We start from the raw sequence: 12,505 nt of genomic DNA on the forward strand, positions 1-12,505 counted from the left end.
ATTACGGCGCAACCGTCAACCAATCGGCGAAGCCGGACGGATCGTGGCGGCCTAGGGCACCGTGTTCGTACAGGCCCCAGCCCTCGACGGGGTCCCCGTCGCCGTCGCGGCACACGGCGCGACCGACGTGGTCGATGACGCCAAATCCGGACCGGGCGACGATGGCCGCGTCGGTCATGTCGTAGGTCAGCCGTTCGACGAACTTCTCGCCTTTCCACACCCCGTGCAGCCAGTCGGAGTCGCCGCCGTAGCCACCGCCCACGTGGATCGGCACCGGCAGTTTGGACTCGACGTCGAAATGCACCGGCGTGCCGTCCGGAGTCGTCGCGTCGATCGTCGCCCCGGTCGGGATCCGGGTGCCGGAGCGGTAGTGGATCTTGACCCGCGGCCAGCCCAGCTGCTCGACTCGGCCGTCACGCCATATCCGGGTGCAGTCGTTGAGCGAACGGAACCCGTTGGGCTCCTCCTGGATGATCAGCACAATCGCGAAGTCATCGAACGCAATCGGCACATATAGCCACCACATGCCCTCGAACGGCGGGTCGGCCGGCCGGCCGGCCGGCTCGGGCTCGCCGATCGGGCGGATGCCCCAGGATCGGTCCCGGCTGCCGATCCAGACAGCCGGGTCGACGGCAATGTCCTGGCCGTCGATCATCAGCTGTCCGCTCCAGCTCCCGAGCTGAGCGAACCGCTGGGCGTTCAGAGTCACCCGGTTACCCGCGCGCAGGATGTGCGGCTGCTCCTGGACGACGTCGAACAATCCCTCCCAGGTGAGATCGGCTGCGATGCCTTCGGTTTCGTCGAGCACGATACGCACTTTGCGCAGCGGCTCGATGACCTCGACCCGGTAGCTGTTGACGTGCTGGTTGAGTCGGTCCTGATCGATGGAGTCGGAGAGGTGCACGGCGGTCTGCGTGTCACCGCGCCGGACGAGCAGGAACGCGTCCTTGACTCCGAGGTTGGGGTAGTAGCCGATGCCGGAGATCACGAAGATGTCGCCGGTGCGATCGTGGGCATTGAAGTAGGAGCGGTCGTAGAAGTTGCGATCGGAGGAGCCGGGCCAGGCGATCGGCTGCGGCACCTGGTGTACCGGGTATTCGTCGAGCGGTCCGAGCATTAACTTTCCTCTCCGATAAGGCGTTTCATCAGTCCGGCGTGGTAGAACAGCGACTCGACATCGTCGGGCCTCTCGGCCTCGCCGAAGTGGATGCGTCGTGCTCCGGTGCGCATGAAGACGCAGGCCCACATGATGCCGGAATACACGTAGAACCAGTGCAGGTCACCGAGTTCCGCGCCGGTGAGCTTCTGGTAGGTGTCACGCACGTCTTCCTCGCGCATCACCTGTGGCAGTCCGGGTAGCCCGGCGAGACCGGCGAGTTCCTCGAAAACCTTGTGCGCGTAGATCATCCAGGCGACGTCGAGTTCGCGCGGGCCCAGAGCTACCATCTCCCAGTCGAGCACCGCGACCGGTTCGAAGTTCCGGTACATTACATTGCCCACCCGGGCGTCCCCCCACAACAGCACTGGCTCGCGGGCGTCGGCCTCTTCGGGCCAATTGGCTTGCAGCCATTCGAAACTACGCTCGACCAATGGGGATCGGCCGATGTCGGGGACGGCGAAGTCATACCAGGATCTGACCCAGCCGAAGTGTCTGTGCAGCGCGGTGTCGCCGGTCAGGTTTTCGGTCAGGAAGCCAAACGTCTTCTCGGCCGCGGGGATTGAGTGCAGCGTCGCCAATACATTCACTGACATGTCCTGCAGCTTGCGCTGTTGTTCGACCGGAGCGTCGGCGAACCAGTTGCCGCCGAACGTGTAGGGCATGACGTCGGGCGGTACCTCGCCGTCGACGTAGTCCATCAAGAAGAACGGCGCGCCCAGCACGTCGCCGGTGTTCTCAATCCAGCGCACCCGCGGCACCGGGACGTCGGTGAGTTCGCCGACCTGGCGGATCACCTCGAACTGGTGGTCGAGGCGGTAGGTCGGAAAGACCGGGACATCCTGGGCGGTGGGTGCGACCCGGGCGACAAGCTTCTGTTCGTTGCCCGCGAAGCGCGCCGTTAGGATGATCGTCTCCGAGGACATCCCGGTCGAGTCCACGCCACTTTCCACGGTAATCTCGGGTGTCTCGGGCAGCACGGTCGACAACCACTGCGACATCAACTCCGGAACGGTGGTGGTATCGCGGCTCGAGCGTTGCATGCGGCCGACATCTTCAACCGCCGGTTCATTGGCCACGGGTAGTCCTTCGCGGGATAATTACGATACGGTAGGTAGCGTTATGAAAGCAGACCTGCCATCCCTTGACAAGGCCCCCGGTGCCGGGCGACCCCGGGATCCGCGCATCGACTCGGCCATCCTGGCGGCAACCGCCGAACTGCTTGTAGAGATCGGCTATTCGAACCTTAGCCTGGCCGCGGTCGCCGAACGTGCCGGGACGACGAAGTCGGCGCTGTACCGGCGGTGGTCGAGCAAGGCGGAGTTGGTTCACGAGGCGGCCTTCCCGGTAGCCCCGACCGCCCTGACCACCCCGGCCGGTGATTTTGCCGCCGATATTCGATTGATGTTCGAAGCCACTCGGGACATCTTCACCACACCCGTAGTGCGTGCCGCGTTGCCCGGCCTGCTGGCCGATATGACCGCGGACCCCGATCTGAACGCGCGGGTGATGGCGCGCTTCGCTGGCCTCTTTGACGCGGTCCGCCTGAGGCTGCGTGAAGCCATCGATCGCGGGGAAGCGCATCCCGACGTCGACCCGGGCCGGCTCATCGAGCTTATCGGCGGATCCACCATGCTGCGGATGCTGCTGTATCCCGAATTGGACGACACCTGGGTGGAGCAGACCACCGCGATCGTGGTGCACGGGGTCAACCGATGACTGCGATCGTCACGGGCGCCAGCCGTGGCCTCGGCCGGGCGATTGCGTTGGCCCTGGCAGCCGACGGCGAGGCAGTGGCCGTCGTCGGGCGCACTGAGGCGATCTGGGACGACCGGCTGCCCGGAACTATCGGCGAAACCGTTGCCGAGATCGAGTCCGCCGGGGGCCGGGCGGTGGCGGTGCGAGCAGACCTGACTGATCGCGAGGATATCGGCCGACTGGTGGGTGAGGCGCGGAATGCGTTGGGGGCCATCACGATTCTGGTGAACAATGCCGCCTTCACCGCACCGGGACGGCCGGGTGTGAAGCCGCGCCCGAAGACGGCCAAGCAAACCGAAGAAAAGCCCGGCTGGCCAGGTTTCGTCAGCACCCCGCTCGCGGCCTACCGTCGGCACTTCGAGATTTCGATTTTCGCAGCCTACGAACTGATGCAGTTGGTCGCTCCCGACATGATCAACGCGGGCGGTGGCTCGATCGTCAACATCACCTCGATCGCCTCGCGACTGCCGGGCGACGGGCCCTACCTCGACCGCAGTGCCGGGGTGTTGCCAGGCTACGGCGGATCCAAGGCCGCGCTGGAGCACCTCACCCAATGCGCGGCGTTCGATCTCGCCAGCCACAACATCGCGGTGAATGCACTCGCACCGTCCAAGCCCATCATGACGCCGGGCCTGTCCTACTACGCGCACGGCTTCGCGGACTCCAGCTCCGCCGAGGAATTCGCCCAAGCCGCAGTCCAATTGGTGCGAGTCGACCCCAACGTCGTGACCGGGCGCACCATCGGCCACCACCAGGTTCTCGACGGCAGCTTCACGCCGTTCATGGTGTGAGGTCACATCAGGCGGCATGTCGGTTGATCAGCGCGACCGTGATGGCGGTTTCGATCTCGCTGATGTCGAGTCGTGGGTAGATCGGTGGCGCCGTGGATCGGTAGCTGGCTCCGGTCGGTGTTACATATTCGGCTGTGTGCCTTGCGGTTTCGTTGCTAGCGCGCACCTGCCAGCCAGATGCTTCTTTGACATAGTTGCAGTACTCGCAGGATCCGAGACCGTTCTCGGAGGTGGTGGGTCCGCCGCGCTGCCAGGGTTGGGCGTGGTCGCGGTGGCGGATGGGAGCGTCGCAGTATGGGGTGCGGCAGGTCTGATCACGCAGGCCGATGAACTCGGCCAGGCCGCGCGGGAAGTTGCGCGAACGCGATTCCATTGCGACTAGGGCGCCGGTGGCGGGGCTGGCGTACAGCCGTCGCAATGTCGCCCAGGATTTGTCGTCGTTGATCGCGTTGTCGAGCATGGACAGCGCGATCGTCGCCGGGACCGGTCCGTATCCGTCGAGGACCGCCGGCTCATTGCCGGCGCCCAACAGCGCCTGATCGGAGATCACCAGGCTGACCGCGATAGGTGCCGCCACGTCAGCGGGAGTGCCAGTGATGCGTTCGACCAAGGTGTCGGCCATGACTTGTCCTCGAGTACGGCCGTCGAAGGTCGTGTCGGCCGCGCGTCGCAGTGCGGCGTAGACCCCTACGCCCTGGGCGACGGGCAGCAGCGCGCTGACCCAGCTCATCATGTCGGGGGCGGGGCGGGTGGTGACCGTGCGCTCCTCGGGAGCCTTAGCGGCCCGGTCGACTACGGCGTGCGGGTCCAGCCGGTAGGCAATGCTCTTGGCGGCAGCAGTGATTCGCCGGTCGCCCATCCCGATGAGTGCGGCGGCGTCGGCGCAAAGTTCGCGATCCAGGTTGCGGCGGTCTTCGACGTCCAAACAGGCTGATTCCCGCACGATCAACGTCGCCCGCCACTCCGATAGCGTCCCGGTTTCCAGTGCGGCCAGGGTGTGTGGCATCTCATGGACCAGGGCCTTGGCGAATCCCAGGTGCCGGCTGCCGCGGGCGGGGGAGTCGTGGCGGGCCAAAGCGACCTCACTGGCGACTCCCCGCCCGCGTTTGGCCGCCGGCATGCCGGCCTCGGTTTCGACAGCCCGCCGCCTTGCATCCAGAGCTGCCGCCGCGCGAGCCTGGCCCGCCGCCGCGGCGCATTTGATCTGCTCCAACGCGCTGATCCGGGCCACCAACTCCGCCTCACTGGCATCGGCCAGCAACCCTGATAAATCAGCTGCTTCGAACATATATTCGAATATACACCACGTCCTGACAAGTTTCTGTGACAAGGCCTCGCTGTCGGGGATAGCCTTCGGCTATGGGGCGACTCGACAAGCCCACCGCGCGTGTCATCGCGGTGATCGCCCTGCTGATCCTGGTCGCCGCGGCGTTGCGCGGCTATCTGCCTGTCCACCACGGATCGCGCTGGAAAGAAGCGGGCGGGAGTCCAGCGGCGCTGATGATCCTCGCTGCGGCCATCGCCGCTACCCTCGCGCTGCTCGCCTTCTCCATCGTCGCTCGACTGCGCGACCCCCGCGCAGCGGCACCCAGCGCCGGCGGCCTGCCGGAAATGTTGGGCGGCGACGCCGGCCGGCCGAGCTGGCGCGTGATCCTGATTGCGGTCGGGGTGATCGTGGCCTGGCTGCTGATTACGCTACTGCTCGCCCGACTGTTCGCGCCGCCCGATATCGCACTCGATGCACCTCAACCGGACACCGCGGCCCCGCCGACTGGCCCGGGTAAGGCCCAGCCGACCCATCCGGTTGCGCAACGCAAGAACACCGGGGACATGCTCGGCATCTTGCTCGCGACCGCGCCGCTGCTGCTGATGATATTCGTCGGCGGCATCGTCGCCTCCCGACGGCGCAAACCTGGCGCCGTCGCAACGCCCCCTCGTGAATACGGCACTGCGCCGCCGTCCGAAGCGGCCGTCGAAACGCTTGCGCGCGCAGCCGAAGTGGGGTTGGCCGCAATGGCTGACCTTAGTCGCGATCCCCGTGCGGCCATCATCGCGTGCTACGCGGCAATGGAGCGTGAGCTGGCCAACGTCCCCGGTGCCGCCCCACAAGACTTTGACACCCCCACCGAAGTACTGGCCCGCGCCGTCGAACACCAAGCCCTGCAGGCTGATAACGCCGTGCAGCTCGTCAATCTGTTCGAGGAGGCCCGGTTCAGTCCACACGTCATGGACGAAAAGCACCGCGAAACGGCAGTCCAGGTGCTGGAACTGGTTCTTGCCGAGATAGCCCCAAGATCGGCCCCAATGCGATGAGAAAGCTTCTTGCACTTGGGGTTTTGCTCATTATTGGCATCGAGTTGCTGGCACTGATGTTGCAGAATCGCAGTCTGGTGCTCGTTGCCTCCGGGGCGGGTTTGGCTTTGGTGCTGCTCAACATCCGCAAACTGCTGGGGTACCCGAACCATCCGCCCGACGATGAAAGTTCCGACGACCCCGGGGACGGGCTGCGGCGTTGGCTGGCCAACACCGAGACCACGATCCGGTGGTCGGAGTCCACTCGCGCGGATTGGGACCGCCATCTGCGTCCAATGTTGGCCCGGCGCTTCGAATTGGCGACGGGACAACGTCTGGCCAAGGACCCGGCGGCATATGCCGCTACGGGCGAGATGCTCTTCGGCCCGCAGTTGTGGGTGTGGGTGAACCCGAACGACATCGGGCATTCGGGCAACCGCCAGCATCCCGGGCCAGGCCGGGCGGCACTCGAGGAAATTCTGCAAAGGTTGGAGCAGGTATGAATCCGGAGCAGGCATGAGTACGCCGGCCACCATGCCGGCCAGCCAGACCACCGCCAATTGCGAAGCGGTCCTGGACGAAATCGAACGCGTGGTGGTGGGCAAGCGTGCGGCGCTGACATTGATCCTGACGGCCGTTCTGGCACGGGGGCACGTGCTGATCGAGGATCTGCCCGGCCTGGGCAAGACGCTGATCGCCCGGTCCTTCGCCTCGGCACTTGGCCTGGAGTTCACCCGCGTGCAGTTCACCCCTGACCTGTTACCGGCCGATCTGCTCGGCTCGACTATCTACGACATGCAATCGGGCAGGTTCGAGTTCCGCCGCGGACCTATCTTCACCAACCTGCTCCTCGCCGACGAGATCAATCGCACACCGCCCAAGACCCAGGCTGCACTGCTCGAGGCCATGGCCGAGGGGCAGGTAAGCATCGACGGCCAAACACACCGGCTGCCGACGCCTTTCATCGTTCTGGCTACCGACAACCCGATTGAGTACGAGGGCACCTATCCGCTGCCCGAGGCACAACTGGACCGGTTCGCCATCCGCCTGGAACTGCGGTACCTGTCGGAGCGAGACGAGACCGCGATGCTGCGCCGACGGCTTGATCGCGGCTCGGCCGAACCGACGGTCAACCAGGTGGTCGACTCGCACGATCTGCTCGCCATGCGCGAATCGGTCGAGTACGTGACCGTGCACGACGACGTACTCCGTTACGTCGTGTCGCTGGCGACCGCTACCCGCCATCATCCGCAGGTCGCTGTCGGTGCCAGCCCGCGCGCCGAACTAGACCTGGTGCAGTTGGCCCGTGCTCGCGCGCTACTGCTGGGTCGCGACTACGTGATTCCCGAAGACGTCAAAGCACTCGCGATCCCCGCGGTCGCACACCGCATCACGCTGCGGCCCGAGATGTGGGTGCGCAAGATTCAGGGCGCCGACGTGCTCGGAGAACTGTTGCGGCGCTTGCCGGTTCCGCGTGCCAATGGCGGGTCGGCGCCCGGGTGAGTGAAGCCGAGGTTGAGTTCCGCTGGCGTGCCTCGCAATTGACGCTCGCGATCGCCACCTGCGCCAGCGTCGCTCTGGCCGCAGCTGTGATGGCGTCACGATGGCAGCTGGTCGCGTTCGCCGCCCCGCTGCTCGGGGTGTTGTGCTCGCTCGGTTGGCAGCGACCGGCCCCTACCGTGCGCGTGCACGCCGAGCCAGACGTCCAGCGTTGCTTCGAGGGCGAGGAATCCAAGGTAAAAGTCTGGGCAACAACCGATTCCGACGACGCCACGATAGATCTCGCCGTCTTCGCGCCAACCGAGATGCAGCTGGAGGTTCAGGACCGGGATGAAGCGAAAGCAGTGACGGCCGTCGCGCATCGTTGGGGACGCTATCCCATCAAGGTCCACGTCGACGTTATCGCCCGCGGTGGGCTACTACGGGGCACGGGGACCGTCAACACCGCGCACGTCATCGTGTTTCCGTTGACGCCGCCGCAGGCGACATCCATTCCGCAGACCGAGTTGCTCGACCGGCTCGGCGCCCACCTCACCCGTTACCTGGGGCCGGGCGTCGAATACGCCGACATCCGTCCGTACGTTCCGGGTGACCAACTGCGCGCAGTGAACTGGCCGGTGAGCGCACGCCGTGGCCGGTTGCACGTTACTCAGCGACTGACCGACCGCGCCGCCGACGTAGTGGTGCTCATCGACACTTACCGGCAGCCGCAGGGCCCGGCGACGGAGGCCACCGAGCGGATTGTGCGCGGCGCGGCTCAGGTGGTCCAGACGGCGTTGCGGCACGGTGATCGCGCCGGGATCGTTGCCCTGGGCGGCAATCGCCCGCGCTGGCTGGGCGCCGATATCGGGCAGCGCCAGTTTTACCGGGTGCTCGACACCGTGCTGGAAGCCGGCGAGCAGGTGGACAACGCCACCGGCACGCTGGCGCCGCGGGCCGCCGTCCCGGCCGGTGCGATCGTCTTTGCGTTCTCCACGCTGCTCGACACCGAGTTCGCGCTGGCGTTAATCGATTTGCGCAAGCGCGGTCATGTTGTGATCGCCATCGATGTCTTGGACTCTTCCCCGTTTCAGGGCGAGCACGACCCGTTGGTGCTGCGGATGTGGACGCTGCAACGATCTTCGATGTACCGGGACATGGCCACCGTCGGCGTCGACGTGCTGTCCTGGCCGGCCGATCGGGCGCTGGAGCAGTCGATGGGAACGCTCTCCGACCGTCGGGGCCACTGGCGGGGGCGGCACTAAGATGCCGGCCGTTGCACAACAGGTGGTGTCGACCGCGTTCGGACTGGCGATGGTGGGTCTGGTCGCGGTCGGGTCGGACGGGGCAACCCTGGTGGTGGTGGCGGCGGCAGCGGCGGGGTTGGTGGTTGGGCTGGGAACGATGTTTCGATCCGCAGCAACGGGTGCGGTGCTGCTGGCAGTGCTGGTAGTTGTGCTCTCTGATCCCCCGCACATCCTCGTCGCGCTGTCGGGACTGTGCGCGGCGGCCTATCTGGTGAGTCGGCACCTGGCCGGTTCATGGCCGACGGCCGTTGCAGCAGTGGGGTTTACGTTCGTGGGTTTGGTAGCGACATCGTTTCCGCTACAGGTGCCGTGGTTGCCGTTGCTCGCGCCACTGGCGGTGTTGGCGATATACGTGGTGGCGACGCGGCCGTTCCTGACTTGATTTGACCCAATTCGCTAGTGGTTTCGCGGATTTTGAGAAATCCCGAATTGGGAGTCCTAGTATCTTGCGCGACGGGGTCTTGCCGGGATCGGGGGCCGTGGTTGCGCTGGGAAGGGGTCGGCCCAATGAGCTTCTTCGGACTGCCGCCAGAGATCAATTCGTTGCGGATGTTCATCGGTGCGGGATCTGCGCCGATGTTGCAGGCGGCCGCAGCCTGGAATGGCCTGGCCGAGGAGTTGGCGACGGCGGCGCAGTCCTTCGCGGCAGTGACCACGGGGCTCACCGGGCAAGCATGGCAGGGCGCGGCGGCGGAGGCGATGGCCGCAGCGGCGGCACCTTATGCCGGCTGGCTTTCGGCTGCGGCAGCGCGGGCAGTGGATGCCTCGTCGTCAGCGCAAGCGGTGGCAAGCGCCTTCGAGGCCGCGCAGGCAGCTACGGTGCACCCCTTGGCGGTGGCAGCGAACCGAAATGCGTTCGTGCAGCTGGTGGTATCGAACCTATTCGGCCAGAACGCGCCGGCGATCGCGGCAGCGGAAAGTATCTACGAGCAGTTCTGGGCCGCGGATGTGGCGGCACTGGTGGGCTATCACGGCGGTGCGTCGGCGGCGGTTGCGACCCTGTCGTCGTGGGGGTCGACGCTGGCCAGCCTGCCGGGATTGGGTCAGGCGGCGGCCGCTGTGTCGAGTGCGGCGGCGGCGATCCCGAGCTTCAACACCGGCCTGGGCAACATCGGATCGTGGAACCTGGGCGGCGGCAATATCGGCGATTTCAACCTAGGCAACGGCAACGCCGGCAACGTCAATCTCGGCAGCGGCAATACGGGTGCCACTAATTTCGGATTTGGAAATTACGGCAATGCTAATTTTGGGTTCGGTAACAATGGTTTCACTAATTTTGGCCTGGGGAACTTGGGAAACCTGAACCTGGGTTTGGGCAACAGCGGCAGCGGTAACCTTGGGCTGGGCAACGTCGGCCTCGGCAACCTCGGCTTCGGGAATACCTTCAATCCGGTCACGTTCGCTAGTGGAACGAACTTCGGCAGCGGCAACGCCGGCGCCTTCAACCTGGGCAGCGGTAACTTCGGTTCCAACAACATCGGCTTCGGGAACAAGGGCAATTTCAATTTCGGATTCGGTAATACCGGCAACAACAACATCGGCTTCGGCCTCACCGGCGACAATCAGTTCGGTATCGGCGCGCTGAATTCGGGTATTGGCAACTTCGGCTTCGGTAACTCGGGCAACAACAACATCGGATTCTTCAACTCCGGTGACGGAAATGTGGGCTTCTTCAACTCCGGGAACGGCAACTTCGGTTTCTGTAATGGGGGCAGCACGAACACAGGGTTCTGGAATGCGGGCGGGACGAACACCGGCTTCGGCAATGCCGGCAGCTATAACGTCGGTTTTGGCAACGCGGGCAACGTCAATGCCGGTTCCGGCAACGCCGGATCGGAAAACATGGGTTCCGGGAACTCGCATAGCAACAACACTGGATTCTTCAATTCCGGTGATTACAACACGGGCTTCGCGAACGCGGGCTCGGTCAACACCGGCTTCGGCAATGCTGGCGACACCAATACCGGCGCGTTAAACTCCGGCAGCCTCAACACCGGGATCGGCAGCTCGACAACCCCCCTCGGGGTTACTTCTTCCGGTTTCGGCAACACGGGTATCGGCAGCTCGGGCTTCTACAACGAAGCGAACGCCTCGTCGGGGTACCACAACTCCGACGCCACCTACGGGTGGGGCCAGATTTCGGGCTTCAACAACACCAACGCATACGCGTCCGGGTTCAACAACTCGGGATTCGCGAGCACCGGTATCGGCAATACCGGTGGCAACAGTGCGGGATTCTGGAATTCTGCCGGTTCGTCCTCGGGCATCGCGAACTCCGGAGACTTCAGCTCCGGCGTTGGCAATGCGGGCCAGTACAGTGCCGGCTTCTTCAACCACGCCAACAACCAGGTCGGCATCTTCGGCCCCGCCGCAGCGCCGGCGCTGCGGCTCGACCTTGGCCCGTTGGCGCCGATCCTCACCGGGGCATCCGCACCGGCAATTACCGTGCCCGACATCAATACTGGCCTCGGCAACATCGGTTCGTGGAATTTGGGTGGCGGAAACCTAGGCGACCTGAACCTCGGCAGCGGCAACGCGGGGAACGTCAACTTCGGTGGCGGCAACGTCGGCAACCTGAACCTTGGCAGCGGAAACCAGGGGTTCTACAACCTTGGCAGCGGCAACGCAGGAAGCACCAATATCGGCAGCGGGAACGTCGGCAACCTGAATCTAGGTAGCGGCAACTTTGGCAGTGGCAACTTTGGCTTCGGCAACAACGGCTCCGGAAACTTCGGCGGCGGAAACCTGGGTTCCTACAACTTCGGCAGCGGTAACCTAGGTTCTTTCAACCTCGGTAGCGGCAACCTCGGCTCGAACAACGTCGGATTTGGGAACAACGGCGTCGCGAATTTCGGCTTCGGCAACAGCGGCAACAACAACATCGGATTCGGCCTGACCGGCAACAACCAGTTCGGGATCGGCGCATTGAACACCGGCTCCGGGAACCTGGGGTTTGGCAACTCCGGCAACAACAACATCGGATTCTTCAACTCCGGCAACGGCAACGTCGGCTTCTTCAACTCGGGCAACGGAAGCTTCGGCTTCGGCAACGCCGGCAACACCGACACCGGCTTCTGGAACGCGGGCTCGCTTAGCAATGGGGTTGGCAACGCAGGTTACAGCAACTTTGGGATCGGCAATGCCGGAGAGTTCAACATGGGCATCGGCAACTCCGGGGACGCCAACCTCGGCCTGGGCAACACCGGCTCGGGCAACACCGGAAACTTCAACGCCGGCAACGGTAATACCGGTGACTTCAACTCGGGCTACTTCAACACCGGCTACGGCAACTCCGGTGCATCCAACACCGGCTTGATGAACTCCGGCGACCTGAATACCGGCATCGGCAGCTCTACTACCCCAGTGGGCGTCACCACTTCGGGCTACGGAAACAGCGGCCTCGGCACTTCCGGCTTCTTCAACACCGGCGTCCACACCTCCGGCTTCCAGAACTCCGCGCCCGCCGGCTTCGGCAACACCTCCGGGTTCTTGAACCAGGGCGACAGCCTGGTGGGCTTCCGCAATGCGGGCGCCGACGCGGTGGGCTATTTCAACACAGGGGTGGGCGCTATTGGGATCGCCAATTCCGGCACCAGTAGCGTCGGCATCTCGAACGCAGGCACTCAAAGCAGCGGAGTAGGGAACTCTGGCGACAACAGCGCCGGGCTGTTCAACCAGAGCGACAACGTGGCTGGCATCTTCCGCTAACCGCGCCGCCCGCG

General features: G+C 64.8%; 11 protein-coding genes. 8 read left to right on the forward strand and 3 right to left on the reverse strand.

The genetic code is table 11. From position 1 onward, the window contains the following. Window position 1: 1 nt before the first annotated feature. On the reverse strand, window positions 2-1,117 hold the full coding sequence (locus tag H0P51_RS07020) for an Rv3169 family protein (protein WP_180917251.1): 1,116 nt from the start codon (window positions 1,115-1,117) through the stop codon (window positions 2-4). Further along, window positions 1,117-2,235 (reverse strand): phosphotransferase family protein, encoded by a 1,119-nt coding sequence (locus H0P51_RS07025; RefSeq protein ID WP_180917252.1) that lies wholly within the window; start codon window positions 2,233-2,235, stop codon window positions 1,117-1,119. Before H0P51_RS07025 ends, H0P51_RS07020 begins: the two co-directional genes overlap by 1 nt. 43 nt (window positions 2,236-2,278) lie before the next feature. Here H0P51_RS07025 and H0P51_RS07030 point away from each other — a divergent pair, with 43 nt between their 5' ends. Continuing rightward, window positions 2,279-2,875, forward strand: a complete 597-nt coding sequence (locus H0P51_RS07030; RefSeq protein ID WP_180917253.1) for a TetR/AcrR family transcriptional regulator — start codon at window positions 2,279-2,281, stop codon at window positions 2,873-2,875. Beyond that, window positions 2,872-3,705 (forward strand): SDR family NAD(P)-dependent oxidoreductase, encoded by an 834-nt coding sequence (locus H0P51_RS07035; RefSeq protein ID WP_180917254.1) that lies wholly within the window; start codon window positions 2,872-2,874, stop codon window positions 3,703-3,705. Before H0P51_RS07030 ends, H0P51_RS07035 begins: the two co-directional genes overlap by 4 nt. Before the next feature lie 7 nt (window positions 3,706-3,712). Here the strand turns inward: H0P51_RS07035 and H0P51_RS07040 are convergent, their stop codons facing one another. After that, window positions 3,713-4,993 (reverse strand): HNH endonuclease, encoded by a 1,281-nt coding sequence (locus H0P51_RS07040; RefSeq protein WP_180917255.1) that lies wholly within the window; start codon window positions 4,991-4,993, stop codon window positions 3,713-3,715. Between the two features lie 71 nt (window positions 4,994-5,064). Between H0P51_RS07040 and H0P51_RS07045 the strand changes: the two genes are divergently transcribed. The 6 genes from H0P51_RS07045 (at window position 5,065) to H0P51_RS07070 (ending at window position 12,491) form a co-directional block, all read left to right on the forward strand. After that, window positions 5,065-6,018, forward strand: a complete 954-nt coding sequence (locus H0P51_RS07045) for a DUF4129 domain-containing protein (protein WP_180917256.1) — start codon at window positions 5,065-5,067, stop codon at window positions 6,016-6,018. Continuing rightward, window positions 6,015-6,500, forward strand: a complete 486-nt coding sequence (locus H0P51_RS07050) for a hypothetical protein (RefSeq protein WP_180917257.1) — start codon at window positions 6,015-6,017, stop codon at window positions 6,498-6,500. The genes H0P51_RS07045 and H0P51_RS07050 overlap by 4 nt, the downstream gene beginning before the upstream one ends. Before the next feature lie 31 nt (window positions 6,501-6,531). Then, window positions 6,532-7,500, forward strand: coding sequence for an AAA family ATPase (locus H0P51_RS07055; RefSeq protein ID WP_180918795.1), 969 nt, complete (start codon window positions 6,532-6,534; stop codon window positions 7,498-7,500). Further along, window positions 7,497-8,741: a DUF58 domain-containing protein gene (locus H0P51_RS07060; RefSeq protein WP_246398442.1), complete on the forward strand. Its 1,245-nt coding sequence runs from the start codon at window positions 7,497-7,499 to the stop codon at window positions 8,739-8,741. The genes H0P51_RS07055 and H0P51_RS07060 overlap by 4 nt, the downstream gene beginning before the upstream one ends. A 1-nt stretch (window position 8,742) precedes the next feature. Then, on the forward strand, window positions 8,743-9,165 hold the full coding sequence (locus H0P51_RS07065; protein WP_180917258.1) for a hypothetical protein: 423 nt from the start codon (window positions 8,743-8,745) through the stop codon (window positions 9,163-9,165). 125 nt (window positions 9,166-9,290) lie between these two features. Continuing rightward, on the forward strand, window positions 9,291-12,491 hold the full coding sequence (locus tag H0P51_RS07070) for a PPE family protein (RefSeq protein ID WP_180917259.1): 3,201 nt from the start codon (window positions 9,291-9,293) through the stop codon (window positions 12,489-12,491). Window positions 12,492-12,505: the final 14 nt, after the last annotated feature.

This window comes from Mycobacterium vicinigordonae (assembly GCF_013466425.1).
Taxonomy (GTDB): domain Bacteria; phylum Actinomycetota; class Actinomycetes; order Mycobacteriales; family Mycobacteriaceae; genus Mycobacterium; species Mycobacterium vicinigordonae.

Excerpts from the sequence above, each read along its gene's own strand:
- H0P51_RS07045 (WP_180917256.1), top strand. The coding sequence starts at position 5,065 with ATGGGGCGACTCGACAAGCCCACCGCGCGTGTCATCGCGGTGATCGCC.
- H0P51_RS07065 (WP_180917258.1), top strand. The coding sequence starts at position 8,743 with ATGCCGGCCGTTGCACAACAGGTGGTGTCGACCGCGTTCGGACTGGCG.
- H0P51_RS07035 (WP_180917254.1), top strand. The coding sequence starts at position 2,872 with ATGACTGCGATCGTCACGGGCGCCAGCCGTGGCCTCGGCCGGGCGATT.
- H0P51_RS07040 (WP_180917255.1), bottom strand. The coding sequence starts at position 4,993 with ATGTTCGAAGCAGCTGATTTATCAGGGTTGCTGGCCGATGCCAGTGAG.
- H0P51_RS07055 (WP_180918795.1), top strand. The coding sequence starts at position 6,532 with ATGCCGGCCAGCCAGACCACCGCCAATTGCGAAGCGGTCCTGGACGAA.
- H0P51_RS07070 (WP_180917259.1), top strand. The coding sequence starts at position 9,291 with ATGAGCTTCTTCGGACTGCCGCCAGAGATCAATTCGTTGCGGATGTTC.
- H0P51_RS07050 (WP_180917257.1), top strand. The coding sequence starts at position 6,015 with ATGAGAAAGCTTCTTGCACTTGGGGTTTTGCTCATTATTGGCATCGAG.
- H0P51_RS07020 (WP_180917251.1), bottom strand. The coding sequence starts at position 1,117 with ATGCTCGGACCGCTCGACGAATACCCGGTACACCAGGTGCCGCAGCCG.
- H0P51_RS07030 (WP_180917253.1), top strand. The coding sequence starts at position 2,279 with ATGAAAGCAGACCTGCCATCCCTTGACAAGGCCCCCGGTGCCGGGCGA.